This window comes from Prosthecobacter sp. Pr1, assembly GCF_057652315.1.
Genome location: NZ_JBYFBS010000003.1, coordinates 459,926 through 485,935 on the forward strand (window position 1 = coordinate 459,926; position 26,010 = coordinate 485,935).

Annotated in this window: 24 protein-coding genes; 14 read left to right on the plus strand and 10 right to left on the minus strand. The window is 59.4% G+C overall.

The window, feature by feature from the left end:
• Window positions 1-47: 47 nt before the first annotated feature.
• Window positions 48-899 (minus strand): dihydropteroate synthase, encoded by an 852-nt coding sequence (gene folP, locus AC24GY_RS07220; protein ID WP_487681568.1) that lies wholly within the window; start codon window positions 897-899, stop codon window positions 48-50.
• The gene (locus AC24GY_RS07225) at window positions 887-1,699 is read right to left on the minus strand and encodes a histidinol-phosphatase HisJ family protein (RefSeq protein WP_487681570.1); all 813 of its coding nucleotides are present in this window, start codon (window positions 1,697-1,699) and stop codon (window positions 887-889) included. Before AC24GY_RS07225 ends, folP begins: the two co-directional genes overlap by 13 nt.
• A gap of 69 nt (window positions 1,700-1,768) precedes the next feature.
• Between AC24GY_RS07225 and AC24GY_RS07230 the strand changes: the two genes are divergently transcribed.
• Together AC24GY_RS07230 and AC24GY_RS07235 are read left to right on the plus strand one after the other, a co-directional pair.
• The gene (locus tag AC24GY_RS07230; protein WP_487681572.1) at window positions 1,769-2,422 is read left to right on the plus strand and encodes an HAD family hydrolase; all 654 of its coding nucleotides are present in this window, start codon (window positions 1,769-1,771) and stop codon (window positions 2,420-2,422) included.
• A gap of 58 nt (window positions 2,423-2,480) precedes the next feature.
• The gene (locus tag AC24GY_RS07235; protein WP_487681574.1) at window positions 2,481-3,368 is read left to right on the plus strand and encodes a L,D-transpeptidase family protein; all 888 of its coding nucleotides are present in this window, start codon (window positions 2,481-2,483) and stop codon (window positions 3,366-3,368) included.
• A gap of 445 nt (window positions 3,369-3,813) precedes the next feature.
• Here the strand turns inward: AC24GY_RS07235 and secD are convergent, their stop codons facing one another.
• Genes secD through tgt form a run of 3 tightly spaced genes read right to left on the minus strand, consistent with a single transcriptional unit; the run spans window position 3,814 to window position 7,765 of the window.
• Complete coding sequence (secD, locus tag AC24GY_RS07240) at window positions 3,814-6,231, minus strand: protein translocase subunit SecD (RefSeq protein WP_487681576.1); 2,418 nt, start codon at window positions 6,229-6,231, stop codon at window positions 3,814-3,816.
• Between the two features lie 41 nt (window positions 6,232-6,272).
• Window positions 6,273-6,626: a preprotein translocase subunit YajC gene (yajC, locus tag AC24GY_RS07245; RefSeq protein ID WP_422317507.1), complete on the minus strand. Its 354-nt coding sequence runs from the start codon at window positions 6,624-6,626 to the stop codon at window positions 6,273-6,275.
• On the minus strand, window positions 6,623-7,765 hold the full coding sequence (gene tgt / locus AC24GY_RS07250; protein WP_422317505.1) for a tRNA guanosine(34) transglycosylase Tgt: 1,143 nt from the start codon (window positions 7,763-7,765) through the stop codon (window positions 6,623-6,625). Before tgt ends, yajC begins: the two co-directional genes overlap by 4 nt.
• A 431-nt stretch (window positions 7,766-8,196) precedes the next feature.
• Between tgt and ychF the strand changes: the two genes are divergently transcribed.
• The gene (ychF, locus tag AC24GY_RS07255; RefSeq protein ID WP_487681578.1) at window positions 8,197-9,312 is read left to right on the plus strand and encodes a redox-regulated ATPase YchF; all 1,116 of its coding nucleotides are present in this window, start codon (window positions 8,197-8,199) and stop codon (window positions 9,310-9,312) included.
• A 39-nt stretch (window positions 9,313-9,351) separates the two neighbouring features.
• On the opposite strand, the gene AC24GY_RS07260 is transcribed toward ychF, so the two are convergent.
• Entirely contained in the window at window positions 9,352-9,879 is a 528-nt protein-coding gene (locus AC24GY_RS07260; protein ID WP_422317501.1) for a hypothetical protein, read from the minus strand.
• Window positions 9,880-10,060: 181 nt separating this feature from the next.
• On the opposite strand from AC24GY_RS07260, the gene AC24GY_RS07265 reads away from it, so the two are divergent.
• Together AC24GY_RS07265 and AC24GY_RS07270 are read left to right on the plus strand one after the other, a co-directional pair.
• On the plus strand, window positions 10,061-11,440 hold the full coding sequence (locus tag AC24GY_RS07265; RefSeq protein WP_397381966.1) for a DUF1501 domain-containing protein: 1,380 nt from the start codon (window positions 10,061-10,063) through the stop codon (window positions 11,438-11,440).
• Window positions 11,441-11,482: 42 nt separating this feature from the next.
• Window positions 11,483-13,675: a DUF1549 domain-containing protein gene (locus AC24GY_RS07270; protein WP_487681581.1), complete on the plus strand. Its 2,193-nt coding sequence runs from the start codon at window positions 11,483-11,485 to the stop codon at window positions 13,673-13,675.
• On the opposite strand, the gene AC24GY_RS07275 is transcribed toward AC24GY_RS07270, so the two are convergent.
• Window positions 13,669-13,989: a type II toxin-antitoxin system RelE/ParE family toxin gene (locus AC24GY_RS07275; RefSeq protein ID WP_422317495.1), complete on the minus strand. Its 321-nt coding sequence runs from the start codon at window positions 13,987-13,989 to the stop codon at window positions 13,669-13,671. The two genes, AC24GY_RS07270 and AC24GY_RS07275, sit on opposite strands and share 7 nt — an antisense overlap.
• Window positions 13,986-14,210 (minus strand): addiction module protein, encoded by a 225-nt coding sequence (locus AC24GY_RS07280; RefSeq protein WP_422317493.1) that lies wholly within the window; start codon window positions 14,208-14,210, stop codon window positions 13,986-13,988. Before AC24GY_RS07280 ends, AC24GY_RS07275 begins: the two co-directional genes overlap by 4 nt.
• Window positions 14,211-14,303: 93 nt before the next feature.
• Here AC24GY_RS07280 and AC24GY_RS07285 point away from each other — a divergent pair, with 93 nt between their 5' ends.
• The 5 genes from AC24GY_RS07285 to AC24GY_RS07305 all read left to right on the plus strand — a co-directional run bounded on the left by AC24GY_RS07285 (window position 14,304) and on the right by AC24GY_RS07305 (window position 20,273).
• A complete protein-coding gene (locus AC24GY_RS07285) occupies window positions 14,304-17,882 on the plus strand; it encodes a c-type cytochrome domain-containing protein (protein WP_422317491.1) in 3,579 nt (1,192 codons plus the stop codon).
• Window positions 17,883-17,981: 99 nt separating this feature from the next.
• A complete protein-coding gene (locus AC24GY_RS07290; RefSeq protein ID WP_422317489.1) occupies window positions 17,982-18,221 on the plus strand; it encodes an addiction module protein in 240 nt (79 codons plus the stop codon).
• Complete coding sequence (locus tag AC24GY_RS07295; protein WP_422317487.1) at window positions 18,218-18,505, plus strand: type II toxin-antitoxin system RelE/ParE family toxin; 288 nt, start codon at window positions 18,218-18,220, stop codon at window positions 18,503-18,505. The genes AC24GY_RS07290 and AC24GY_RS07295 overlap by 4 nt, the downstream gene beginning before the upstream one ends.
• 55 nt (window positions 18,506-18,560) lie before the next feature.
• Window positions 18,561-19,934, plus strand: coding sequence for a Gfo/Idh/MocA family protein (locus tag AC24GY_RS07300; RefSeq protein ID WP_422317485.1), 1,374 nt, complete (start codon window positions 18,561-18,563; stop codon window positions 19,932-19,934).
• Between the two features lie 102 nt (window positions 19,935-20,036).
• Window positions 20,037-20,273, plus strand: a complete 237-nt coding sequence (locus tag AC24GY_RS07305) for a hypothetical protein (protein WP_294398876.1) — start codon at window positions 20,037-20,039, stop codon at window positions 20,271-20,273.
• A 7-nt stretch (window positions 20,274-20,280) separates the two neighbouring features.
• Here the strand turns inward: AC24GY_RS07305 and AC24GY_RS07310 are convergent, their stop codons facing one another.
• Complete coding sequence (locus AC24GY_RS07310) at window positions 20,281-21,516, minus strand: glycoside hydrolase family 99 protein (RefSeq protein ID WP_422317483.1); 1,236 nt, start codon at window positions 21,514-21,516, stop codon at window positions 20,281-20,283.
• Window positions 21,517-21,568: 52 nt separating this feature from the next.
• Here AC24GY_RS07310 and AC24GY_RS07315 point away from each other — a divergent pair, with 52 nt between their 5' ends.
• From AC24GY_RS07315 to AC24GY_RS07330, 4 genes are all read left to right on the plus strand, one after another.
• Window positions 21,569-22,618 carry a serine hydrolase domain-containing protein gene (locus AC24GY_RS07315; RefSeq protein WP_487681586.1) on the plus strand — a complete coding sequence of 350 codons (1,050 nt, stop codon included), beginning with the start codon at window positions 21,569-21,571 and terminating at the stop codon, window positions 22,616-22,618.
• A gap of 73 nt (window positions 22,619-22,691) precedes the next feature.
• A complete protein-coding gene (locus AC24GY_RS07320) occupies window positions 22,692-23,132 on the plus strand; it encodes a RidA family protein (RefSeq protein ID WP_294398867.1) in 441 nt (146 codons plus the stop codon).
• 65 nt (window positions 23,133-23,197) lie between these two features.
• Entirely contained in the window at window positions 23,198-24,556 is a 1,359-nt protein-coding gene (miaB, locus tag AC24GY_RS07325) for a tRNA (N6-isopentenyl adenosine(37)-C2)-methylthiotransferase MiaB (protein ID WP_487681588.1), read from the plus strand.
• Window positions 24,553-25,062, plus strand: a complete 510-nt coding sequence (locus AC24GY_RS07330; RefSeq protein WP_487681590.1) for a GNAT family N-acetyltransferase — start codon at window positions 24,553-24,555, stop codon at window positions 25,060-25,062. Before miaB ends, AC24GY_RS07330 begins: the two co-directional genes overlap by 4 nt.
• Here AC24GY_RS07330 and AC24GY_RS07335 read toward each other — a convergent pair.
• Window positions 25,059-25,985: an FHA domain-containing protein gene (locus tag AC24GY_RS07335; RefSeq protein ID WP_422317473.1), complete on the minus strand. Its 927-nt coding sequence runs from the start codon at window positions 25,983-25,985 to the stop codon at window positions 25,059-25,061. The two genes, AC24GY_RS07330 and AC24GY_RS07335, sit on opposite strands and share 4 nt — an antisense overlap.
• Window positions 25,986-26,010 lie beyond the last annotated feature (25 nt).

Below are 26,010 nucleotides of genomic sequence, written 5' to 3' on the forward strand. Positions count from 1 at the left end.
CGTGTAGCTCGGCGCCTTCCAGCACGCCAAACCTCCCAACCTTCCACTCAGCGGCTCCCTTCAACCGCCCACAGCATCTTCACCGTCTGCACCGCGGCTTTGACGTGATGAACCCGAAAAATCTGCGCGCCACGCTGCATGCCTGCGGCGATGCAGGCCTGAGTGCCCGCATCGCGTTCCAAAGCGGGAATGCCGAGCACTTCGCCGATGACCGTCTTGCGTGACACCGGCAGCAGAATGGGCCGCTCGAAGCGGTGGAGTCGCTTCAGTTCTCGATAGATCACGAGATTGTCGTCCTTCTGTTTGGCAAAGTCGATCCCGGGATCAAGCACGATGTTTTCACGCGGCAGCCCCACGCTCTCCGCCAGCACCAGACGCTGCTCAAAGAAGTGGTCCAGCGTGTCCATGATGCTGTCATACTTCACATGCGTGTGCGGCACCTTCGGCTGACCGACGCTGTGCATGATGAGCAGCCCGGCGTTGTGCTCCGCACAGAGCTTGGCGTTGAACGCATCCGGCAGTCCGCTGATGTCATTGATGAGGTCGCCCCCATGCGGCAGCACTTCGGCGATGACGTCGCTGCGCCAGGTGTTGATGGAAAGCAGCGGCGCATGAAAGCGCGAGCTGAGCTCCGGCCACTTTTCGAGGAAAGGCAGCAGCCGGTCGATCTCCTCGGACACGCTGATCGCTTCGCGGTTGGTCCGTGCGCTCTCCGCACCGATGTCGATGATGTCCGCACCATCCTGAAGCTGCTGCTTTGCCTGCGCCAGCGCCTGGCCGGGATCCAGCGTGCCGTCGCCGCAGAAGGAGTCGTCATTGATGTTCACGATCCCCATCACCAGCGGACGGCGGGGAAATTCAATGCGGTGCAGTCGTGCCTGCCAGATCATGGCGCCCATGCCTCCGGCAGGGGGACCACCTTTCTCTGACGTTTCTCAAACCGAACGGTCGCCGTGTACCCCACGCTCCGCACCAGATCGAGCGCCTTGTTGAAATCCACACCGACATCCGTGGGCAGATGCGCGTCTGAATTGATCACGATGGGCACCTTCGCCGCGAAGGCCATCTCCAGCATCTCACGCGCAGGATAGATCTCGCGCACGTCCTTGCGCAGGCCGGCGGTGCTGACTTCGAGGATGCCGCTGGTGTCCACGAGCGCCTGGATCACCGGCTCGTAATAGGGCCGCAGATCACCCTCAGGCCGCAGTCCGAAGCGTTTGGCCAGGTCGGGGTGCGCATGGAAATCGAACTGCTTGGTGCGGATCATCTGCTCATAGAGCTTCCAGTACATGCCCCACATGTGCTCGATGTCAGACGCCGTCTTCCACCGTGAGACATGCTTCGGATCATCCACGGCGATGCCGTCATGGATGTAATGCACACTGCCGATGAGGTAGTCCCAGTCGGCGATGCCCGCCGTCTCATCGATCCACTTCTGATACCCTTCGATGTGGTCGCATTCCAGCGCGAGCCGGATCGGGTACCCCGGCAGCGCCGCACGCGCCTCTTCCACCAGCTCAAAGTAGCGCGGCAGGTCGGAGCGCAGCATGCGCCAGTCGTCATACTTCTCCGGCATCGGGTTGTGGTCAGACAGGCCGATCTCCCCAAGGCCGATGCTCTGCGCATGCCGCGCGTAATCGACGGGATTTCCCTCGGCATGCAGGCAAAGCGGCGTGTGCGTGTGGTAATCAGTGAGCATTAGAGTTTTTCGCTGCATTGGGCGCTCTGGCAAGTTGATCGCAGCGACATTTCGCGGCATGAAGGATTCATGCCCACCCTCAAAGCCTTCATTTTCGACCTCGACGGCACCTTGATTGACTCGCTCGCAGACATTGCCGAATCGATCAACCGGATGCTGGATGCCCGAGGGTATCCGCGCTGCGAAAAAGAAGTGTTCAAGCAGATGGTGGGGGACGGCATGGAAAAGCTCGTCGAGCGCGCATTGCCCCAGGCGGTGCGCAGCGAAGAGCTGATCAAAGTCTGCGTCGAGGAATATCGGGCGCAGTACGATCTGCTCTGGCAGGCCCAGACCCGGCCCTATGAAGGCATCGTGGAGATGCTCGCGGAATTGCAGCGCCGTGGCCTGAAACTGGGCGTGATTTCAAACAAGGCGCATCGCTTCACCGTGCCAATGACCGAGCATTTCTTTGGCACGGGAGTGTTTGACCACATCTTGGGGCAGCGCGCCGAAGTCCCGCGCAAGCCGGATGCCGCCGGCGCACATGAGATGGCGTCCTTCCTTGGCTTGCAGACCACTGAAATGGCCTATGTCGGAGATTCGGGCATCGACATGCAGTTTGCGAAGAACAGCGGCATGCGCGCCGTGGGAGTTCGCTGGGGCTTTCGCAGCGAGGTGGAGTTGATCGAGTGCGGCGCGGACCTGCTCATTTCACGTCCTGCAGAATTGTTCGATCTTTCCTGAAAATATTGTTTCCGCTGGTACTTGAGCGCGGGAAGCAGTTCCCTTAGGGTGAAACATCGTGAAATTGAAAAACTCCCTTCCTCCGCTGCGCGCCACATGGGTGCTTGGCATGCTGCTGCTGGCTGCTTCCTGCCAGTCTTCCCGTAAAAAGCCCGCCCCCCCACCGGAACCGGTGAAAGCCGAATGGAAGTATCCGGGTGAATGGACCGGTGGCAGCAAGCCCATCACTAGCATGGTCATGAATGTGGATGTGCAACGTGTGACCCTGTACAACGGCAGGGACGTTGTTGGCTGGACTTATTGTGCCAGCGGTATCCCCAGCTTCCCAACACCCACCGGCGAGTTCAAGATCTTGGAGAAAATTAAGGACAAGGTCTCGAATCTCTACGGCAAGGGCTTCGACAAGAACGGCAAGGTGGTGAACTCGGACTTCAAGCAGGGCCGGGATTTGCTACCGGAGGGTGGCCACTTTGAAGCCGCCAAGATGACCTACTTCATGCGCCTCACCGGCGACGGTGTCGGCATGCACATCGGGCCGATTCCAAAGCCCGGACGCCGGGCCTCGCATGGTTGCATCCGCCTTCCTTCCAAGATGGCACCGATTCTGTTCGAACACACCGCAGTCGGCACACCAGTGACGATCACGGGCAACGGACCTGACTATCAGACCTATCTCAAACAATCCGCTGAAAAGGCGAAGGCAAATGCCGCAAAGCTCGCAGCTTCGAAGAAGAAAGCCGCTGAAGCCGCCGCCGCAGCTACGGCCGTCACGACGCTGGCTCCTGATGATCCCAACGGTCCCAAGGGTGGAGTGACACCACCTGCGGAAACGACGCCTCCTGGCACAACTCCTCCGCTTGGAGCCCCTCCCGGCACCCCCGCTCCACCACCGCTCGAAGTGAAACCTGCGGAACCGGCCAACCCAGCGCCGTCAGCGAACAACTAAGCGAACGACAAGCTCAACAAACAAGAGGGGGCGGCAGGAATGCCGCCCTCTTTTTTGTGCTTAACTGTCCATCGAAAAACTTACTCGAGTGGATGCCAGAGCATGGCTCGCAAGGAGGAGGGGATCATCCTGATCCCCCTTTGGCATGAATAAACAAGGGCCAGCCTGAAGGGATCATGATGCCGCCACTTCAAGCACCGAGAAGAGCGTCATCTTGAACAATGGCTTGAGTCCAAGAATAAGGCCATGCCGGACGCAGGCGAGCATTGAATGGGAGTACATTTCTCCCCAGCCTTCAGGCAGCGTTTGCTCCCTGATTTCTTATTCCGGACCAATGAAAACCTGCTGGTCTCGATTCACCTCCTTCAGCAAGGCAGGCGCAAAACGCCTGCCTTGCCATGGAGATTGATGATGGGAACCGAAACGAAAACCTTTCGAATTCCGATTACTTCTTGCCGGCAGCCACGGTCGCAGCGGCGATGGCCTGCTGGGCTTTGAGCTGCTCGATCTGTGCATCCAGCACTTGGTGCTTGAGGCTGGTGCCGGTTTTCTTCGCATACCACAGCACCAGCGGGGAGGCGATGAAGATGGAGGAGTAGGTGCCGAGCAGCACGCCGATGGTGATCGGCATGGCGAACTCAAGCATGGCAGGATTGCCGAGGAAGAGCAGCACGATCATCGGCGCCAGGGCGGTTGGGCCGGTGAGGAGCGTACGGGAGAGGGTCTTGCAGATGGCCTCGTTCATCATGTCGCGCATGCTGCCGCCGGTGCCCTTCTGAATGGTTTCTCGGATGCGGTCAAACACCACGATGGTGTCATTGATGGAGTAACCGGCGATGGTGAGCAGCGCGCCCACGTGGATGATGCTGAGCTCTTGGCCAAACAGTACACACAGACCGGGCACCATGAGCACGTCATGGAAGAGAGCGACGATGGCGCCGACGGCGAAGGCAAACTCGTACCGCATGAGCAGATACAGGAAAATCGCGATCAGAGCAGCGAACATGGCCCACATGGATTGCTTGGCGAGTTCGGAGCCGATCACGGAGCCCACCGTTGCGATGCTGGTGCCGGCGACGGTGTCTTTGTTCCATTTGCCGGTGATCGCATGCTGGATCACCGCTCCGCTGTTCTCTTCGCAGCGGATGCTCAGGTTTTCTGTGCCGCCTGCGCTCTTGCGCTGGATATAGTAGCTGCCGAGGGGTTTGCCGTCGTCCTGCTTGAGTCCTTTGAAAAGGGCGTCGAAATCGGTGTCGGGGATGTCCTTGCCCTTGGCCAGCGTCACGTCGACACGGCTGCCACCGCGGAAGTCAATGCCGAAGCTTGCGCCACCCTTGTAAGCGAGAGTGCCAAACGAGATCGCGGTGACGACGAGTGAGGCAATGATGAATTTGGGAGCCGAGGACAGGATGTCGAAAACCTTGTCCGGGATGATTTTGGTCGTGTGAATCTTCTTCAGGATGTTCTTGTCCACCACCCACATGAAGATCACGCGGGTGACGATCAGCGCGCCGATCATCGAGGAGATCAGACCGATCATCAGCGTGACAGCGAAGCCTTTGACCAGACCGCCGGAAATGAGGAACAAAATCAGTGCTGAGATGAGCGTGGTGATGTTGGAGTCGGCAATGGCGGAAAAAGCCTTGTCATAGGCGGCTTCCAGCGCGGCGGCGAAAGTCTTGCCCGCCTCCATTTCCTCACGAAGTCGTTCATAGATCAGCACGTTAGCATCCACCGCCATGCCGATCGTCAGCACGACACCGGCAATACCAGGCATGGTGAGCGTAAAGCCAAACAACGCCATCGCGCCGAACAGGATCGCGATGTTGATGACCAGACCGACAATCGCCACGAGACCGGCGAGACGGTAGATGAACATCATGAAGCAGGTGGTGATGATCAGAGCGGCGACGCCGATCCACTTGCCCTGATCAATGGAAGACTGGCCGTAAGCAGAGGACACCGAGCTCTCAGACAGGATCTTCATCGGGTTCTGCAGCGGGTTGCTCAGCAGCGTGGCCAACGTGTCAGCCTCCTGTTGGGAAAAGCCCTTGCCGCCGCCACCAGAGATTTCCGCCCTGCCACCAAACTGTTTGGCTTGCAGCCGGGGTGCGGAGTGGATTTGGCCGTCCACGATGATGGCCATTTCTTTCTGATAATGCACTGCCGCCAGTTCATCAAACATCTTGGCTCCAGCACTGTCGAACTGGAGTGACACCTTGTTGCCTTCGGCATCGACGGTGCGGAAGGCCTTGGAAACATATTTTCCTTCGATATCAGCCGAATCGCGGACAAGTTCAGACCGGTTGATCACCGTGCCATCTTTACCCGTGATAGGAGTGCTGTAGAACATTTCGATCCAGCCCGGCTCCTTGATGCCGCCGCGCGCCTTGATCTGTTCCAGCTTGGCCTGGCTGTCTGGGTGAACCCGGCGGAACTCGAGGTGCGCCACGGTCTGAATCTTTTCGCGCACTTCCTTGATCTCCACTTCGGTGATGCCGGGCATCTGAATCACGATCCGGTCAGCTCCTTCAGGCTGCATGGTGAGATCCTTCGAGGCGTCAGCATTCAGACGTTTTTCAAGAATCGCGATCGCCTGCTGCACATCGCTGCTGGTCACTGCCTTGGGGCTGCCGTCATCATTCTTGCCTGGAGCAAGCTGAACGATGAACTCGCTGCCGCCCTGAAGGTCGATGCCCAGCTGGAGTTTCATCGCCTCGATCGTATAGATGGCCGAGAAGGCGGTGAGGATGATGAGGAGCGTGCCCACGCGCCGCTTGGTCGTATGCACGGCGGTGCCGACATAGACGAGCAGCATCATTAACAGGGAAGCACCGACAAAAAAGGTGGCGAAGGGATTCATGGACAGGTTGGCAGGTGGGTTGGGAAAATCAAAAGGGCCGCTTACGCTTCGGTCGCTTCAACGACGTCGGACTTTTTCGTCACGGCGGCGATCTTGACGCGCTCAAACTCGACTTTGACATTGTCGGCGATCTTGACCATCACAGTGCGGTCTTTCACGCTGGTGATAATGCCGTGCACGCCGCTTTCCATGATGACGTGGTCGCTCACGCCCACGCTGGCGATCAGCTTCTGGTGCTCCTTCATGCGCTTCTGCTGCGGACGGAAGATGACGAAATACATCACCACGATCATGAGGATCGGCAGCATCATCGGGCTGCCAAGGAGGCCGCCTTGGGCCCCAGCAGGTGCGGCCTGGGCCAGAAGAAGGGTGTTTTCGAGAGGGATGGAGATCATGATTCGGGAGCTGCGGTGGTGGACTTATATTTCGCGACGACCTCAGCCCGGAACTCGGCGAAACAACCCTGATCGATCGCTTGACGTGCCCTGGACGTGAGGGACGCGTAGAAATGCAGGTTATGCAGAGAAATCAACCGCAAACCCAGAATCTCCTGTGCCTGCACCAAATGGCGGATGTACGCCCTTGAAAAGCCCTGGCACAGCGGATGAGTGTCTTCGGAAATGGGGCGGAAGTCCTTGGCGTAGCAGGCATTCCGAAGGTTCATCAGCCCCTCATGGGTGAAGGCGGCGCCATTTCGCGCCAGCCGCGTAGGCAGCACACAGTCAAACATGTCGATCCCGCGTGCGATCAGCTCGATCACCTGCGGCGGCGTGCCCAGGCCCATCGCATAGCGGGCCTGATTCGCGGGAAGATGCGGCGTCACCCACTCGGCGATGCGCATCATGTCCTCCTCCGGCTCGCCCACGCTCAGTCCGCCTATGGCGTAGCCGTCAAAACCCATCGCCACCAGCTCCCGGGCAGATTTTTCGCGCAGTTCTTTGTAGACACTCCCCTGCACGATCCCGAAGTGCTGCTGTGCCCCTCCACCAGTCTGCGGCCGGTGTTCATCAATCCAGGTCCGGCAGCGTTTGGCCCAGCGCAGGGTCAGATCGAGGCTTTTTTCAGCCTCCTTGGCCTCACAGGGATACGGCGTGCATTCATCAAACAACATCGCCACGTCCGAGCCCAGCGTCGCCTGAATCTCCATCGAGGTCTCCGGGCCGATGAACATCGGCGTGCCGTCGAGGTGGTTTTGGAAGTGGCAGCCCTCCTCTTTGATTTTCCGCAGCTTCGCCAGCGAGAACACTTGGAATCCGCCGCTGTCCGTCAAAATCGGCCGGTCCCAGTTCGCGAACTTATGCAGCCCGCCGGCCGCCTGCATGATCTCCATGCCGGGGCGTACAAAGAGGTGGTAGGTGTTCCCCAGGATGATCTGCGAGTTCAGCGCCTTCAGCTCTTCCGGGTGCATGGCCTTTACCGTGCCCTGAGTCCCCACAGGCATGAACACCGGCGTCTCCACCACGCCATGGGGCGTCGTCAGCCGCCCGCGGCGGGCGTGGGACGAAGGATCGGTGGCAAGAAGCTCAAAAGACATGGTGGGACCACAAAAAGGGCGCGGACACTCGTCGATGTGGCGGAAAGAGCAAGCATGGTGCGTTGTTCGCCAAAAACTTCAGGAGGATCCCCATCAGTATTGACGCACAAACTTAGATTTTACCGAAATTTCGTTTTTGGTCTGTGTCTGGTTGTTTTTGGCTCTTCCGCATGGGCCCAGCAGATGGCCCCCGCTGTGGAGCAGACGATCCGTGAGGCGATGCGCCTCGGCACGCGTTCCGGCCAGGGGCAGGCGGCTCAACTCTCCTGCAGCCAGCAGCAACGCAGGAGCTATCACAAACATCAGCGCCGGTAACCTGCAGATTCAAAATACCTCCAGCACCGCAGGCGCGTCCCCGCCCCGATTAGTTCTACTGGGTTTGCAGCGCGAGCTTGCGCTCCTACCCGCATACCGCTAATCTCGCCGCCCTTATGCTCAGAGCCGGTATTGTAGGCCTTCCTAACGTTGGCAAATCCACCCTTTTTAACGCTGTCACCCGCACCCGCAAGGCGGAGGCAGCCAACTATCCATTCTGCACCATCGAGCCGAACACCGGCGTCGTCACCGTGCCGGATGAGCGCCTCGCCGTGCTCTCGAAGATCTCCGGGTCCTCGAAACTGGTGCCTGCCGCCATTGAGTTCGTGGACATTGCCGGTCTCGTCAAAGGCGCGAGCCAGGGCGAAGGCCTGGGCAACAAATTCCTCAGCCACATCCGCGAAGTGGACGCCATCGTCCATGTGGTGCGCTGCTTTGAAAATGGCGACATCACCCACGTCAGCGGCACGATTGACCCCGTGCGTGACATTGAAGTCATCAATACCGAACTCATCCTCGCCGACATGGACGCCATCCAGCGTCGCAAGGACAAGGCCGAAAAGAATGCGAAAAGAGGCGAAAAAGACGCGAAAGCCGAACTCGCCATCTGCGAAAGGCTGATCCCGCATTTCGACGCCGGCAAACCCGCCGTGACGCTCGAAATGACCGAGGAGGAGCGCAAGCTGGTGAAATCCTTCTTTCTGCTCAGCTCCAAGCCATGCATCTTCGCCTGCAACGTCGCCGAGAACGATCTCGCGACCGCTTCAAACGATCCTGACAACCATCCCTTCGTTGGCAAGGTGCGTGAATACGTAAAGCATGCTCACGAGGCCAGCGCCGTCGTCGTCAGCGCTGCCATCGAAAGCGAGTTGATCGACCTCAGCGACGAAGAAGCCAAAGCCTACCTCTCCGACATCGGCGTGACGGACAGCGGCGTCTCTCGCCTGATCAAAGGCGTCTATGACCTCCTTGGCCTGCAGACCTACCTGACCACCGGCGAGAAGGAAACTCGCGCCTGGACCATCGTCAAAGGCATGAAGGCTCCCCAGGCCGCCGGCGTCATCCATGGCGACTTCGAACGCGGCTTCATCGCCGGCGAGATCGTCCATTTCAACGACCTCGTCGAACTCGGCTCCAATGCGAAGGCAAAGGAAAAGGGCAAGTGGCGCATCGAAGGCAAAGAATACGTCATGCGCGACGGCGACGTCGTCGAATGGCGCTTCAACGTCTGAAGCGCTGTTGGCGTGCAGCCCGCAGCCCAGTTTTCTGCCTTACTCTGTCCAAGAGCGCCCCTGGCCTGTTCGGAAGGAGCGTTCCAGACTGCCATAGAGCGTATTCAATCGGGCTTCATCCTTGAGTACAAACTCGACAGTATGAGCGTGGGTGGACACTGGGTAGTTCTTCACCACTTTCGGGGTGACCAGATCGGGTGAGACGCGGCCGGCCGCCTGCTCAAATAGTCCCTTCGCCTTTTCCAAGGCTTGAGTCCCGGCACCCAGGGTGCTGCTGCCGGTATCCGGCTTGTAAGGCTCCAGAAAGTAAAAGCGCACGATTTGGGCGGAGTTGAGCGTCAGGTTGATCTCCACCACGCGGGCCACGCCGTCGGAGATGTACTCGTGTTTGGAAAGGGCGATGATTTGATTGGCACGCACGATGTAGTTGCCCCCCTTGAACTTCCCCTGCCACAGACCATCCTGCGTCGTGGTGTCCTGCTGAGGTGTCTGGCCGCTGGGAGTGGTGGTTTGCGCTTGCAGAGGAATCGTCAGAAGCAACGAAAGGAGGATGAAGAGTGCTTTCATGAGAATGGGAGGGGGGAAGACTAGCACGAGTGCCGCATGAAAGAACAACCCTTTCTTTGCTCGAATGTTTCTTCCGAACGTGGCTAGGGGGCCGGAAAGGCCCATCTTCGAAAGCGGCATCATCCATTCAGTTTCAGCCTCGGACTGCGTATTAGTAAGCAGTTCACCCCCCACGCGCACCATGTTCAAGTTCTCCGGCCAAGGCTCCATCACCAATTGCGACGGCATTTCGCGTCGAGATTTCCTGCAGGCAGGCGCCCTCGGCGCCATCGGGCTGACCATGCCCGGTTTCGCCAAATTGAAGGCCGAGGGCAAGGTGGACTCCAAAAAGAGCAACAAGGCCTGCATCATGATCTTCAATCTCGGTGCCCCGAGCCAGCAGGATCTCTGGGACATGAAGCCCGATGCGCCAAGCGAGATTCGCGGCCCGTTCAAACCCATCCGCACCAAGAGCAACGCCTTCGAAATTTCCGAGATCCTGCCTCTGCACGCCAAGATCGCGGACAAGTTCAGCCTCGTCCGCTCCTGCTACCACACCGCGGCCGCAGTGCATGACACCGGGCACCAGATGATGCAGACGGGCCGGCTTTTCACAGGCGGGGTCAATACTCCGCACGTCGGCAGCGCCCTCGAGTTCCTGCAAGGCCGCCGCAGCGATCTGCCCGCGCATGTCATTCTGCCGGAATCCATGGGGCCTACCGGTGGCAACATGCCGCACGGCCAGGACGCCGGATTCCTCGGCAAAGCCTACGATCCCTTCGTGCTGAACGCTGACCCTGCGGTCAAAGATTTCAAAGTGCCCGATCTCCTGCCACCGAAGGAAATCGGCGAGGTGCGCCTCGAACGCCGCCGCGAACTGCGTGAGCTGGTGGACAGCAGCGTGCGCAATTTTGAATACAGCGAGCAGGCCAAACTCATGGATTCCAATTTCGAATCCGCCTACCGCATCATGACCAGCACGCAGGCCCGCGAGGCCTTCGACCTTACCAAGGAGCCGCTCAAAGTCCGCGAGCGTTACGGCATGAACCGCTTCGGCCAGAGCTGCCTGCTGGCCCGCCGCCTCGTCGAGCGCGGCGTTCGCTTCGTCACCGTGAACACCTTCATCACCGTCTTTGGCGAGATCACCTGGGACATCCACGGCTCCAAGCCCTTCACCAGCATCGAAGGCATGCGCGACATCGTCGCCCCCATGTATGACCAGGGCTACAGCGCCCTTATCGAAGATCTGTTCCAGCGCGGCATGCTCGACGACACCATGGTCACCTGCCTCGCCGAATTCGGCCGCACGCCCAAGATCAATCCCGCCGGTGGCCGCGACCACTGGCCGAACTGCTGGACCGTCAATTTTGCCGGCGGCGGCATCAAAGGCGGCGAAGTCATCGGCAAATCCGATGACATCGGCGGCTACCCCACCGAGCGCCCCGTCGCCCCGAAAGAAATCGTCGCGACCATCTACCAGGCCCTCGGCATCGATCTCACCACCGAGCTTCCCGGACCACAAGGCAGGCCCTATCCCGTCGTCGATTTCGGCACGCAGGCCATCAAAGAGCTGTTTGCGTAGAACGAACGTCCGCATCCTGCCAACCCTCATCGCGTGTTATCCATGACGTTTCGTTCCTTCATCGCCTTCGCGGCTCTCGCATCGGCTGCTGCCGCCGAAGCCCAGTCCTTCCGCAACACCATCCAGCCCATCCTCACGCGCTACGGCTGCGCCATGGGCGCGTGTCACGGTGCCGCCGCAGGGCAGGGCGGCTTTCGTCTTTCCTTGCGCGGGTTCGATGACGAAGGGGATTGGATCTCCGTCACGCGCAGCGCAAACGGTCGCCGCCTTACCATGGAAGATCCGGCACGCAGCCTGTTTTTGCTCAAGGCTGTCAAAGCGGTGCCTCACAAAGGTGACAAGCGCTTCGAGGTAAACTCACCGGAATACAAAGCCATCGCCGACTGGATCGCCGCCGGTGCGCCGGGGCCCAAGGCCAGTGATCCGCTCATCGTCGCCCTCGATGTGGAGCCGAAGCAGCTGGTGACGAAACCCGGTGTCACGCTGCCGCTCAAAGTCACCGCGAAGTTCAGCGACGGCCATAGCGAGGACGTGACGCGCTGGGCCAAATACAACGGCGTCAACGCCAGCGTCGCCACCGTGGACGAGCATGGTGTCGTCAAAACCACCGGTCGGGGTGAAACAGTCATCAGCGCTTGGTATCTCAGCCGCCTCGCCGTCTCCACTCTGGTGGTACCGAGCGATGCTGCAGTTGATCAGGCGGCGTTTGCTCAGATGAAGCCGCGCAATTTCATCGACGAGCAGGTGCTGACAAAACTGCGCGCCTTGAATATCCCACCTTCCGGCCGCGCGGAAGATCACGAATTCCTGCGCCGTGCCTTTCTCGATACCATCGGCATTTTGCCCTCCCTGGAGGAAACCCGCGCATTCCTCGCGGACAAAGCCACGGACAAACGCGACCGCCTGATCGAAGCGCTGCTGCAGCGGCCTGAGTTCGTCGATTACTGGTCGCATCGCTGGAGCGATCTGCTGCTCGTCAATGGCGACAAGCTCATGCCGCAGTCCATGTGGGCCTACTACAACTGGATCCGCCGCAACGTCGCTGCGAACACCCCTTGGGATGTCATGGTGCGCGATCTCCTCACCGCCACCGGCAGCACGCTGGAAAACGGCGCAGGCAATTTTTTCATCCTTAACGACGAGCCCACCAAATGCGCCGAGACCATCAGCGTCGCTTTCCTCGGTACCTCCATCGCCTGCGCCAAGTGCCACAACCATCCCATGGAGAAGTGGACGAACAACGAGTACTTCGCCTTTGCCAACATGCTCTCCCGCGTTCGCACGAAAAACGGCGCGCAGGCCGATGAACGCGTCCTTTTCTCCGCCGCCGATGGCGAACTCGTGCAGCCGCTCACCGGTAAGCCGCAGGCTCCGCACCCGCTGGATGTCACGACGGCTGTCTCCATGACTTCCACCGAGGACCGCCGCGTGCCGCTCGCAAAATGGCTCACCAGCGCCGACAACAAACTCTTCCAGCGCGCCATCGTGAACCGCGTGTGGGCCAATTTCTTCGGCTCTGGCCTCGTCGAAGCCGTGGATGATCTGCGCGTGACCAATCCCGCCAGCAACGAGCCGCTCTTTGCCGCCGCATGTGAGCATCTAGTGAAGCAGAAATTCGATCTAAAGGCCCTCATGCGCACCATCCTGCAGAGCGAGACCTATCAGCGCAGCAGCATCACCCTGCCCGAAAACATCACCGATCTCCGCTACGGCTCGCACTACGTCCCACGCCGTCTCAAAGCCGAAGTCCTGCTGGACACCGTGTCCCAGGTCACCGCTGCGCCCACCACCTTCAAGATCGACAAACGCAACGCCAACAAAGGCACCAGCGAAAGCTATCCCATGGGCTTCCGCGCCCTGCAGCTGCCAGACAGCAACATCGCCAGCTACTTCTTGAAGAGCTTTGGTCGCGCCGACCGCGTCAACACCTGCGAATGCGAACGCACCAATGAACCCAGCATGGCCCAGGCCCTGCACATCTCCAACGGCGACACCCTCAACCAAAAGCTCGCCCAAAAAGACAACCGCCTCGATGCGCTGCTCGCCAGCAAGCTCAGCAACGAGAAGATCGTCGAAGAAGCCTACCTCATCTCCCTCGCCCGTCTCCCCACTGAGCGCGAAATCACCAAGACCACCGCGATGCTTGCCACCGCCAAACCCGAAGACCGCCGTACCACCCTGGAAGACATCTTCTGGAGCCTGATGGGCTCGAAGGAGTTTTTGTTCAATCACTGATTGCCTGGATCACGCTCGCTGAGCGTGCTCCTCAAATCCTCGGGATTTTTAGCTGTATGCCAAAGCAACGTCACCACCACCCAGTCATCCTGAATGCGAAAGTAGATCGCATACGGGAATGGTTTGGCGAAAACTCGGCTGAACTGTTTGTAAATCAGCCGATGGGTTCCTGTGAAACGGAGGATTTCAGGCAGCTGCGATCTGAAAGCAGCCACAAAACGACGGCTCAGATCACGCCCACCTACTCGATCATGCCAGGCAGCAGCATCGTCGATATCATCCCAGACTTCTGGAAGAATGCGGATCTGTTTCATCCATGTCTGGCTTTAACGAGTGCGTCAAACTGCTCCAGTGTCAGAGCCCGGGAAGGATCACGCTCAAACCGGGCCCAGCGGGAATCGAGTTCGCGCTTTTCAGGCTCACTGACTTGTGGCTCATTCATGGATTCACCGATGGACTGCCATAGTGCGTCCACCAGCAGCAGCTTCTCTCCAACTGGAAGTGCCTGGAGTTTGCGGAGTTCACTCTCACTCATGGCGGAAGTATCCCGGCCGGCCGCTATTTTGCAACCCCTCTCTCACCCCATTGATACCGCGCTATGAGCATGATTCGGCAGACTCTTTTTCTGATGGCTTTCATTATCACCGCCCACGCCCAGACCGTGGACTACACCAAGCAGATCGTCCCGCTCTGGGACACCTACTGCATCGACTGCCATGACGACACCGATGCAGATGGCGAGTTCCGCCTGGACACCTTCGCGAACTTGATGAAGGGCGGCAAGGAGGGCGTGGCCATCGTTGCGGGCAAAGCCAATGACAGCATGCTGGTCAAGTTTCTCGAAGGTCATTCGGGCCGCGGTGGCAAGAATGAATTCATGCCACCCGGCAAGCGCGAAAAACTGAAACCCGAGGAGATCGCCCTGATCAAAACTTGGATCGATACCGGTGCCAAGGGTCCGGTGATCGCCGATGCGAAGCCGATGCCGAGGGAGGTCATCACCCCGCAAATCATGCCAACGGTGCCGCTGAAACACGCGATCCAAGCCGTGGCATTTTCGCCGAAAGTACAGCTTATAGCAGTGGGCCGATACGGCGAGGTCGAGCTGCTCAATCCTGTCACTCGGGCCGTGGTGCGAAAGCTCACAGGCTTCAAGGGCAAGGCCAATGCGGTCGCATTTTCACCAGATGGCGCAACAGTCTATGCCGCTGGTGGCGAGGCGGGCATTGTGGGCATCGTGAAGAGCTGGAAGACCAGCGATGGCACTCCCTTGCAGTCATTCGAAGGTCATCTCGATGCTGCTTATGCTCTCGCTGTTTCGCCCGATGGTAAGATGATCGCCACAGGAGCCTACGATCAAAAGATCCGCCTGTGGGATGTTGTGACGGGCAAGGAACTCGCCCTGCTCAAAGGCCACAACGGCGCAGTCAATGGCCTCTCATTCCGCCCGGATGGCAAAGTGCTCGCGAGCGCCAGCGCCGACCGCACGGTGAAGCTTTGGAGCATTCCGGGTGGCCAGCGTCTCGACACGCTCTCGCAGCCTACGAAGGAGCAGACCAGCGTCGTCTTCAGCGCCGATGGCAAGCACCTCTTCGCCGCAGGCGGTGACAACCGCATCCGCCAATGGCAGATCAGCGCCGATGCCAAGGAGGGCACCAACAAGATCATCACCAGCCGGTTTGCCCATGAAGGTGGCATCCTGAATCTCGCGCTGTCCATCGACGGCCAGTTGCTCGCCTCCACCTCCACCGACAAGTCGCTCAAGATTTGGAATACCGCCGATCTCACGGAAAAGATCCCTTTGGAGAAACAGCCTGACTGGTCATCCGCACTCGCCTTCACCGACAAAGCACAACTCGTGGCCGGTCGCGTGGATGGCAGCCTCAGCGTCTATGAATCCACCACCGGCAAGACGGTGATGGCCCCTGCGCCTACGAAGCCTGCCATGGTCGCAAAGCCCGAACTCACTCGCGTCACCCCACGCGCCGCACACATTGGTGGCGAACTGTTGCTGACCTTTGCTGGCAAAGGCTTCACTCAAGATACGCAGGTCATGGCTTCGCATCCCGGACTGAAAGTGCAGCTCATCAAAACCTCGGTCAAACCCACCACGGCCCGCGTCAAAATCACCGCCAGCACCGAAGTGCCACGCGGCGCATACGAAGTCTGGCTCAAGAGCACAGCCGGAGAATCCGCACGGATGAAAATCTCTGCCGATGATCTTGCCCCCACCATCACGCAGGCGGCTGATTTCAAAGCGGCACCCGTTAGCGTCCTCTCACTGCCCACCAGCCTCTGGGGCACACTCACCGAGATCGGCCAGCATGACGCTTATCGTTTCAAAGCCAAAGCAGGCGAAGAGCTCGTCTTTGATCTCGCCGTCGCACAGATCGGCAGCATGGCGAAATCACCGGCGATCGAAATCATTGATGATAACCGCACCGTGCTCGCTGTGAATCGCGGTCTCGACAGCGGCAGCGATCCCTTCCTCGCATGGAAAGCGCCTGCGGATGGTGATTACATCGTGCTCGTGAGCAACACCACCATGGATGGCAGCGCTGATCACGCCTACCGCCTCACCCTCGGCGCAGTACCTTACGTGACCGCTTGGTCGCCGCTCTTTGCCCAGATTGGTAAAGCGACAAAAGTCACCCTCATCGGTCATCACCTCGCTGACAAAGCCACCGTGATGATGAAGCCCGACAAGGAAGGCCAGATGAATGTGCCGCTCGATGCCAAGGCCTTGCGCTTCCGCTCCATGCCCGCGCTGCGTGTGACCGCTCTGGCGCAAATCGAAGAAGTGGAAAGCAATGATGACATCTCCAAGGCACAAAACGTCACCGCGCCCATCACAGTGAATGCGCGCCTTGCTCAGGCGCAAGACAGCGATTGCTTCGCCTTCGAAGCAAAAAAAGGCCAGGAGTGGATCATCGAGACTCTGGCCGATCTGGCGGGTTCGCCAGCCGATACGAAACTGGAAGTCCTGCATGCCGACGGCAAACCCGTGCAGCGCATCCTGCTCCAAGCCGTGCGCGACAGCTACAACAACTTCCGCAGTGTCGATGCCAACAACCCCGACATTCGTTTGCAAAACTGGGAGGAGATGGAGCTGAACGAGTTCGCCTATTTCAATGGCGACGTGATGAAGATCATCCGCATGCCGCGCGGCCCGGATGGCGGCTGTTTCTTCTACACCACGGGTGGCAAACGCCGCGCCTACTTTGACACCACGGCGAATTCACACTCGCTCGACGAGCCCTGCTACATCGTCGAGCCCAAGCCCATCGGCAGCCAAATCGTGCCGAACGGCCTGCCTGTCTTCACTCTCAACTACACCAACGACGACAGCGGTGACCGCAAGCTCGGCAGCGACTCCTGCCTTACCTTCACCGCACCTGCGGATGGTCGTTACATCATCAAAGTCTCTGACACCCGCGCCTGGGGTGGTGAGCGCTATGTCTATGCTCTTTCCATCCGCCAGCCGATGCCGGACTTCAGCGTAAAGCTCGCCGGCATGAACCCCACCGTCATGCCCGGTGCCTCCGTCGGTTTCTCCTTCCGCGCAGATCGCACGGATGGTCACGATGATCCCATCCAGATCGAAGTCACCGGCCTGCCCGCCGGTTATTATGCCTCCTCACCGCTTCTGATCGAAGCCGGGCACGATCTGATCAGCGGCAGCCTCCACGCCGCGCCAGATGCCGCTGCAAACTCCGACTGGAGCAAACTCAAGATCACCGCGAAATCCAAAGCCCTCACACATGACGCCGGCACCTTGGGCAAAGTCACACTCGGTGCCGCACCGAAGTTCATCATCGTCATGGAGCCCGATGCAGGCGGCAAGCCCGTCATGCGCGAACTCAAAGACGAAACCAAGCCCCTCGAAATCACCCTCGCCCCCGGTCAAACCGTGAAAGCCTGGATTCGCGCCGTGCGCATGGGCAACGATGGCATCCTCAGCCTTGACGTGCATGGCCTGCCTCACGGCGTCATCGTCGATGACATCGGCCTCAACGGCGTGCAGATCCGCGAAAAAGAAAACGAGCGCCCCATCTTCTTCCGCGCCGCCAACTGGGTCAAAGACCAGGACAAACTCATCCACGCCGCCCTCAGCTCCGCCCGCAACGAACACGACAGCGCCGGATTGCAGACGAGCTTTCCGATCCTGATGAAGATCCGGAAGCCCGTGGGTGTGGCGGGGAGGTGACTAGCTCCATGAACAATATCATTGAGGCTGTTGATTGGAAAGAGGCCTGTTGCATGCGGGGTTAAATGGAGCACTTTTAAAAGTACCGTTCAGCAAGCCATGGTCACGACACTCACCCTTGATTCCTTCATTGCCGAAGCCATGCAATTCGGTCCCGACAGCCGTCTTGAACTAGCCGAACGTCTCGTGGCCAGCGTCCCGGCCGATGCCGAGATTGAATCCGCTCAGCTTGATGAGGTGCATTGGCGTATGGAGGAGGTTAATGCAGGTCGGATGGCTGTGATTGACGGTGAGGATGCGCTCCGGCAGGTTCGTGGAGCCGTTCTTGGAAGGGCATGAAATACGTTTTTACCTTGGCGGCTCTGACGGAGTATCATGAAGCCGCAGAATGGTATCGCGAAAGGAGTTTGTTTGCCGCCGACCGGTTTATTGGAGAGGTCGAGGTTGCAGTTGGTGACATTTGCAAAGATCCCCAGCGATACCAGCAGGTTCGTGGAGGCTTTCAGGTGTTTCGTCTGCGTCGATTTCCATTCAAGATCATCTATCACCATGCGGATGATCTGGTGACCATTTACGCCGTGTTTCATGAGCGCCGCCGCCCCGATGCCTGGCGTGATCGTTAGCGGGTCTGTGTTCTGGATGCGAGATGAGGTCAAAACTCCTCGTTTCTAAAGACTCATGAACCGCCGCCATTTCCTCCAGCAATCCCTCGCCGCCACCGCGTCCCTATCCGCGCCCGCCATCCTGAGCGCACGGTCCCCGAACTCCATGTTCCAGGTGGCCTCGATCGGCGTCGGCGGGATGGGAGCAGTGACAATGATGAGCGTGCTGCAGCACTCCAAAGTGCGGCTGGTGGGCATGTGCGATGTGGATGCGAAGACACTCGAACTCGCTCGCGGCGGCAATGCAACCCGGCGGAAAGAACTCCAAGACCCAGATGCCGCCAAGCGACTGGAAGGCGCGGCACCCTTTCGTGATTACCGCGAGATGATCGCCAAGCTGGGCGACAGCATCGACGCGGTGACGATCGGCACGCCGGACCACATGCATGCGGCCATGGCAGTGACGGCGCTGCGGGCCAAAAAACACGTCTACCTCCAGAAGCCGCTCACCCATCACATCCACGAGGCGCGGATTCTCGGTGCCGAGGCCACAAAGGCTGGAGTCACCACCCAGATGGGCACGCAGGGCCATTCCAGCATCGAAACCTCGCTCGCCGTCGATCTCATCAAGAGCGGTGCCATCGGCAAGGTGAAGGAAATCATCTGCTGGGAGAACAAAAAAGCCAATTGGTGGCCCAAAGTCACCGAACGCAAAGCGCAGGCCGATCCGGTGCCGACGAATCTTGATTGGAACCTGTGGCTTGGCGTGGCCGATGAAGTGCCATTTCTTGACGGCGCCTATCATCCCTCCATGTGGCGCTCATGGGTCGATTTCGGCGTCGGCATGATGGGCGACATGGGCTGCCATTATTTCGATGTCGTCTTTGCCTGCCTTGGCCTCGCCGCACCCACCCGCGTCCGTTGTCTCGATGCAGGCAGCAAGGGCGATCTCTATGCGCAGAAGCGCCATCTGGAACTCGAGTTCCCCGGCACACCCCTCACGGCGGGCGACAAGATCAAGATGACCTGGACCGACGGTGGCTATCCGTATGACCCCCGCGTCATCAAGCCCAGCGTGCTCACCAAAGACACCCCCAGCGGCATCTTCTTCATCGGCGAAAACGGCAGCATCTTCAAGCCGCACAGCCAGCGCCCTTGGCTGTTGCCAGAGGAAAAATTCACCGGCTTCGCTTATCCGAAAACCCGCATCGCCAACCATTACACCGATTGGGTGGATGCCTGCATCAAAGGCGAAAAAGCCGCCGCCGATCTGCCCACCTACGGCTGCCCCGTGACGGAGGCGGTGCTCCTCGGCGTCCTCGCTGAGCGCAATCCCGGCGGCTGGATCGAATGGGACGCCGCCGCTGGCCAGGTGACAAACCAGCCCGCACTCAATGCCCAGCTCACGCGCAAATACCGCGATGGCTGGAGCGTCGCCGGACTGGGCTGAGGGTGTCTGAACATCCTCAAAGCAAGCACAAAAAAGAGTGTAAGTTGTTTATCAGCGGCGTTGCACTCGGCCAATGTCGTCGTAGCATCGTAGAGTTATTTAATGAGCGCGCATGAGCACAAACCAGACTCACGTCTGAAGCAGGCCGAGAAGATCGCCACCCATCCGGAGCAGTACAAAGTCTGCGAAGGCTGTGGATCCATCGTGGTCACGCGCGCCATCACCTGCCCGAGCTGCCACGCCTACCTCTTTGACGCCACCTCCGTGCGCGTGATTGCGCAGGCCAAGGAGCTCGCGCTGCGTGCCGCGAATTCGGTGCTGGCCTCGGATTTGTCGTAAATCCGGCTCAGCGCTTGGGCATCGCATCCGTTGTCTCACCACGCAGCAGTTTGCCCAGCATGCCCGTGAGCCACAGATAGTGATCGTTCGGCAGCTGAGGCTCCGCGAGGAAGCGGCTTTCACCCACAGGCGGATGATTGTCGGTTTTGAAAATGGCCGTTCCTTCATCCAGTTCGTCAAACATGGCCACGTAGAGCATCTGCGCCCCGGCCCGCTTGGCCGCAGTCGCCTGTGACCAAAGGAACTGACCGCCAAGACGTGGGATCGCGTCAAACTTGGCTTCCTGATTGCGTGACTTCGAGAGGTTGGTCCAGCTAAAGCCCGGGAAGAGGACCGGCAGGAAATCAACCTTGTGCTCGGCACACCATGCGATGTCCGGCTTTAGAATTTTGTCCTCACGGCTGGTGGCGTCCTGCGGCGTGCCGTAGCGTCCCACCGCCCAGGGACTGACGATGTCGGCACGGGCGATGAGTGCATGCAGCTGAGGGGCTTTGATGCAGTCATGATCCAGCGTGCGCCAGTAGTAGGGCACGCCCAGCATGATGGCGCAGCCGCCGAATTCAGGATCATCACGCAGGAAGGAGATCAGGCGTGCCCACTCTTCGAGCATCGGCGCACGGTCATTAAACCCAAGGCCCCACAGTGCCACGAGGGGCTTGCCATGGTGTTTGAAATAGCTGGAGCCCTTGGAGTCCAGACGCTTCTCGGTGATGAGGCGCTTCCAGTCGTCGATCACCAGTTGAATGCCATCCTCCTTGATGCCGCTGAGGTCATACATCAGTGTCAGGCCGCGCCCGTTGGCCTGTGCCGCAGACTGACAGTGCGCGAGCACCTGATCCATCGGCTCACGGAAGCGTTTGTCGCGTGTGGTCGCGGCAAAGCGCTGCACAAAGGCCCCATCAATGCCGTAGTCGCGCATCCATTTGAAATGAAGCTGAACGACGGCTGGAGTGACCGAGCTGAAGACCTCGGCGGTGCTGCCATCGGCATGCTTGAACGGCGTCGTCACACGGGCCTCCTTTGGCAGTTCACTCACATCCGGCCACAGCTCGATGTGCGAGTGCCCCGGCTCGAAGGTTTTGCCTGCGGCGTAATGGTGCCAGCCATTGTTGCTGCCATCACTCTCACACCGGAACCAGCCCTGATAGCCGCAGACGACTTTGCCCGTGAGCGTGCTCGTATCCACGGTCTGGGCATGGGCGCTGAGGGCGAGGAGGGCGGGCAGAATGAGAAACCGGAGCATGCGGGATGTTTTCATTGACGTCAGCTGGGCGTCAAGGTGTGATGTAGGCCGCATGAAACGACGCGCCTTTGTGACTTCGCTGGCCGCATGGCCGATGGCTGCTGCGGCGGCCCCCACGTCCGAAGAGTCAAAGATCCGCGCCATCGCCGAAGCATTTCTGCGCGAGCACGGCATCCAAGGCATGAGCATCGCCTATGGCAAAGAAGGAAAAATCGACTTCGAGGCAGGCTATGGCTTTGCCGATACGGATGGCACCGAGGTCGTCACCCCGCAGCATCGCTTCCGCATCGCCAGCATCTCCAAACCGATCACGGCCACCGCAGTGATGATGTGCATCGAAAAAGGAATGCTGCAGCCCGACAGCAAGGTCTTCGGTCCTCAGGGCACCCTGGGTGGAGATTACAGCGGAGACGTGGCAGCGGTCACCGTGGATCACCTGCTCACCCACACCAGCGGCGGTTGGACGAACGACAAGAATGACCCCATGTTTAAAAATCCGCAGATGAAGCACTCGGAGCTCATCGCCTGGACGCTGGCGAACCAGAAACAAACCCACAGGCCGGGAGAACACTTCGCTTATTCAAACTTCGGCTACTGCGTCCTGGGCCGCGTGCTGGAAAAAGTACTGAAGCTGCCGTACGACAAACTGATCACGCAAGAACTGCTGACAAAATGTAGCATCACCAGCATGCAGATCGCCGGCAACACCTTGGCGGAGCGTCAGCCACAGGAGGTGATGTACCTCACGCCCAAACCGGGCGCGGCCTACAGCATGAATGTCACCCGCATGGATTCGCACGGCGGCTGGATCGCCACCGCCAGCGATCTGGTCCGCTTCGCCTCCCAGCTCCCGACGTTGCTCAAACAGGATTCAATTCGTGCCATGACAACGCATGGAATCAGCGAAGGCTACGCGCGCGGCTGGAATGTGAACAAGGTTCCCAACTGGTGGCACACCGGATCGCTTCCCGGCACCACCACCATCATGGTCCACACCGCCAAGGGCTTCTGCTGGGCCGGTTTGCTCAATGGTCGCGGCGAAGGCCTGGGCCTCGCTTTGGACAGGCTGATGTGGCAGATGGGCGGATTGGTGAGGGCATGACGGCTGTGATTGCAACTGTTTGCCAGTTTTCATTTTCCCAGTTCGTATTTTGCGTTCACTTCTCACCTCCATCATGACACCCCAGCAAAAAGCAGAATCCCTCGGTCTCGTTTTCACTAAGCAGCCACCCGCCTACCTGAACCTCTGCATCCGCAGCGGCAATCAACTCCTCACCTCCGGCCATGTGAGCGATCTCAAAGGCAAGCTCGGCGCCGGGGTCTCGACCGAAGACGGCTACAAGGCCGCCAAGAACTGCGCCGAAAAGGTGCTGCGCTCCGTGTGGGACACCCACGGCACGCTCGATGGCCTCAAAGTCCTCAAGGTGCTCGGCTGCGTGAACTCTACCCTGGAATACACCGACCAGCACCTCGTCATCAACGGCTGCTCCGACCTGCTGCATGAGATCTTCGGCAAGGAAGGCGACGGCTACCACGCCCGCAGCGCCTTGGGCTTCGCCCAGCTCCCCACCGGCGCGGCCGTGGAGGTCGAGGCGATCTTTGAGATCAAGGCCTGACCCGGCAGGGCCAAAGCGCCTTGAGGTTGTCTTTTGGCCGGGGTTGGGTATTCTCCCAACCCCCAATGCCACGCGTCCACATCAAAACCTACGGCTGCCAGATGAACGAACGCGACACCGAACAGGTGTCGCAGATGTTCGTCGAGCGCGGTTACACCATGACAGCGCGCGATGAGGACGCGGACGTGGTGCTCATCAACACCTGCTCCGTGCGCGATCAGGCGGAGCAGAAAGCGCTTGGCAAAATGGGCATGGTGCGGCGGCGGCGCACCCCCCTCGTCACCGGATTCATGGGCTGCATGGCGCAGAGCCGTGGCAGCGAGTTGGTGAACAAAGCGAACGTGGACCTCGTCGTCGGCACGCAGAAGTACCATCGCGTGGTGGACTACGTGGACGAGATCATCCGCGCCAAAGAAGCGAAGCAGATGGACGACGAGCGTTTCTCCATCGTCGACGTGGAGGAGGAAGCCGCCTCTCAGAACACCATCCGTGATCACACGCTGAAGGAAAAGCAGGCCAGCGCCTTCGTCAGCATCATGCAGGGCTGCAACATGAAGTGCACCTTCTGCATCGTGCCCTACACCCGCGGTGGCGAACGTGGCCGGCCCATCGCAGACATCGTTGAAGAAGTGAAACGCCTCGCGGATCGTGGCGTGAAAGAAGTCACCCTCCTCGGCCAGATCGTGAACCTCTACGGCAGGCATGAATTTCCTGCGGTGGACGGCAAAAGCCCCTTCGTGCAGCTTTTGGAAGCGGTGCATGAGGTCCCTGGCATCAAACGCATCCGTTTCACCAGCCCGCATCCGATTGGCTACAAAAAGGATCTCATCGAAGCCTTCACCTACCTGCCGAAACTCGCCGAGCACGTGCATCTGCCCGTGCAAAGCGGCAGCGATGCCATCCTGAAGCGCATGCACCGCCCTTACACCGCAGCCAAATTCACCGAACTCGTTCAGCGCATTCGCGAAGCGCGCTCAGACATCGCCGTGACAACGGATGTGATCGTAGGCTTCCCCGGCGAAACCGAAGAGAACTACTTGGAAACGCGGCAGATGTTTGAAACCATCGGCTTCGACAACGCCTTCGTGTTTCGTTATTCCAAACGCCGTGGCACACCCGCCGCAGAGATGGAGGAAGCCATTCAGGTGCCAGAACGCATCAAAGAGGAGCGCAATCAGGATCTGCTCGGTCTGGTAAATCGCATCGCCTTGCCGATGTATGACAAGCTCGTGGGCAAAGAGGTCGAAATCCTCTGCGAAGGCCCCAGCAAGACAAACGATCAGCGCCTCACCGGCCGCACGGGCTCCAACCGCATCGTGGTTTTCGACGGCAATCCCGAACGCCACACGGGCGAAATCTTCAAGGTCCGCATCGCTGAAGCCGGACACTTCACCTTGTTTGGCGATCCCGTGCTGCATGCATGAGCTCAGCGCTGCAAATCGCGCTGCGCCCGCTCACTCGTGAGCATGCGCCCGCGTTTTGCCAGTTGGTCATAGCTTTGGCGGAGTTCGAAAAGCTCCCACCTCCCGACGAGTCCGCGCAGGCGCGCCTTGTCGAGGATGCTCTGGGCGCAAAGCCGCGCATCGAAGTCTGGCTCGCGTTTGTGAACGAAAACGCGGCTCCCTGCGGCTACATGATTCTCGTGGAGACCTATTCAAGCTTTCTCGCGCTGCCGACCCTCTATCTCGAAGACCTCTTTGTCCTCCCCGAGCATCGCAAAGCCGGCGTGGGCGGCGCCTTGCTCAAAAAGGTGGTGAGCCTCGCGCATGAGCGCGGCTGCGGCCGCGTGGAGTGGACGGCGCTCGACTGGAACGTGAACGCCCAACAAGTCTATGAGCAGCGCATTGGCGCCAAACGCATGAGCGAGTGGCTGCTCTACCGCATGACGCGCGCAGACATGCAGCGCCTCATCGACCGCGACGCGTCCTAGAACGACATCGTCGGCACGTCGATCAGCGAATAAACCTCCACAGGATCAGGCTGCCCCTTCACCGGATGAATGCCGGCGTTTTGGTATAGCTGCAGACCTTCCGGCCAGCCATTGAGAAACGGCGCACCAGCGAGCACAGGCACCTGCAGCTTGCGCGTCAGGCTCTCGATACGAAAAGTCACATTCACGGCTTCACCCACGGCAGTGTTCACTCCACGGCCCATGGCGCCCAGAGCCACATCACCAATGTTCAGGCCGATGTGACAATGAACTTCCAGGTTCATGTTCTCCTTCAGCCACTTGCGCTTGGGAGATTCACTGGAATCCGGGCTGCTCAGGATTTTGGCGGCCTCGGTGGCCTTGATGCGGGAGCTGATGTCATCTCCCGGCCAGTAGGCAAAGACACCGTCACCGATGAACTTGTCGATGATGGCATCGCGGGTTTTTAGAACTTTTTCGCACTGCGCATACCACTCACGCAGCATCGCAGCCACTTCCTCAGCGCTGAGCTGGGAGGAAATGGTGGTGAAATTGCGCAAATCGCCCACGAGTAGAGTGGCGCGCACCGTCTTGACCGGCAGCGCGATGGTATGCAACGACTGCGTACTAACGTTGCCAGACTCGCTCGGCGGCCGTTCTTCGTCCTGGCTGTCAAAAATAAAGGTGCTGGTGCCAAACTGCACCCGATCCCCATGCCGCAGAGCCCTCGCCGTGGTCACGGCCACGTCGTTGACGAAACTGCCATTGGCGCTGCCAAGATCGGAAACCCAAAAAAGCTGCCCGTCCCGCCGGATCGTGGCGTGCTGGCGCGAGACACCACCGTCCACCAGCCTGATGCTGGCGTCAGGGCTGCGCCCGACCAGATTGAAGTCCTCGAGAGTGATCTCGAGTTCTTTCTCCAGTGATTTGAGTGTGGCGCCCATGTGAGTGGTTAAAGGAAATGCTCTT

What these genes read in the sequence shown, in the direction of transcription:
- yajC (WP_422317507.1), bottom strand. Translation starts at nt 6,626, where the DNA reads ATGATCTCCATCCCTCTCGAAAACACCCTTCTTCTGGCCCAGGCCGCA.
- AC24GY_RS07280 (WP_422317493.1), bottom strand. Translation starts at nt 14,210, where the DNA reads ATGAGTGAGAGTGAACTCCGCAAACTCCAGGCACTTCCAGTTGGAGAG.
- AC24GY_RS07315 (WP_487681586.1), top strand. Translation starts at nt 21,569, where the DNA reads ATGAAACGACGCGCCTTTGTGACTTCGCTGGCCGCATGGCCGATGGCT.
- AC24GY_RS07305 (WP_294398876.1), top strand. Translation starts at nt 20,037, where the DNA reads ATGAGCGCGCATGAGCACAAACCAGACTCACGTCTGAAGCAGGCCGAG.
- AC24GY_RS07310 (WP_422317483.1), bottom strand. Translation starts at nt 21,516, where the DNA reads ATGCTCCGGTTTCTCATTCTGCCCGCCCTCCTCGCCCTCAGCGCCCAT.
- AC24GY_RS07260 (WP_422317501.1), bottom strand. Translation starts at nt 9,879, where the DNA reads ATGAAAGCACTCTTCATCCTCCTTTCGTTGCTTCTGACGATTCCTCTG.
- AC24GY_RS07275 (WP_422317495.1), bottom strand. Translation starts at nt 13,989, where the DNA reads ATGAAACAGATCCGCATTCTTCCAGAAGTCTGGGATGATATCGACGAT.
- AC24GY_RS07270 (WP_487681581.1), top strand. Translation starts at nt 11,483, where the DNA reads ATGACGTTTCGTTCCTTCATCGCCTTCGCGGCTCTCGCATCGGCTGCT.
- folP (WP_487681568.1), bottom strand. Translation starts at nt 899, where the DNA reads ATGGGCGCCATGATCTGGCAGGCACGACTGCACCGCATTGAATTTCCC.
- AC24GY_RS07295 (WP_422317487.1), top strand. Translation starts at nt 18,218, where the DNA reads ATGAAATACGTTTTTACCTTGGCGGCTCTGACGGAGTATCATGAAGCC.
- AC24GY_RS07290 (WP_422317489.1), top strand. Translation starts at nt 17,982, where the DNA reads ATGGTCACGACACTCACCCTTGATTCCTTCATTGCCGAAGCCATGCAA.
- miaB (WP_487681588.1), top strand. Translation starts at nt 23,198, where the DNA reads ATGCCACGCGTCCACATCAAAACCTACGGCTGCCAGATGAACGAACGC.
- AC24GY_RS07285 (WP_422317491.1), top strand. Translation starts at nt 14,304, where the DNA reads ATGGCTTTCATTATCACCGCCCACGCCCAGACCGTGGACTACACCAAG.
- secD (WP_487681576.1), bottom strand. Translation starts at nt 6,231, where the DNA reads ATGAATCCCTTCGCCACCTTTTTTGTCGGTGCTTCCCTGTTAATGATG.
- AC24GY_RS07225 (WP_487681570.1), bottom strand. Translation starts at nt 1,699, where the DNA reads ATGCTCACTGATTACCACACGCACACGCCGCTTTGCCTGCATGCCGAG.
- ychF (WP_487681578.1), top strand. Translation starts at nt 8,197, where the DNA reads ATGCTCAGAGCCGGTATTGTAGGCCTTCCTAACGTTGGCAAATCCACC.
- AC24GY_RS07230 (WP_487681572.1), top strand. Translation starts at nt 1,769, where the DNA reads ATGCCCACCCTCAAAGCCTTCATTTTCGACCTCGACGGCACCTTGATT.
- AC24GY_RS07335 (WP_422317473.1), bottom strand. Translation starts at nt 25,985, where the DNA reads ATGGGCGCCACACTCAAATCACTGGAGAAAGAACTCGAGATCACTCTC.
- AC24GY_RS07265 (WP_397381966.1), top strand. Translation starts at nt 10,061, where the DNA reads ATGTTCAAGTTCTCCGGCCAAGGCTCCATCACCAATTGCGACGGCATT.
- tgt (WP_422317505.1), bottom strand. Translation starts at nt 7,765, where the DNA reads ATGTCTTTTGAGCTTCTTGCCACCGATCCTTCGTCCCACGCCCGCCGC.
- AC24GY_RS07330 (WP_487681590.1), top strand. Translation starts at nt 24,553, where the DNA reads ATGAGCTCAGCGCTGCAAATCGCGCTGCGCCCGCTCACTCGTGAGCAT.
- AC24GY_RS07320 (WP_294398867.1), top strand. Translation starts at nt 22,692, where the DNA reads ATGACACCCCAGCAAAAAGCAGAATCCCTCGGTCTCGTTTTCACTAAG.
- AC24GY_RS07300 (WP_422317485.1), top strand. Translation starts at nt 18,561, where the DNA reads ATGAACCGCCGCCATTTCCTCCAGCAATCCCTCGCCGCCACCGCGTCC.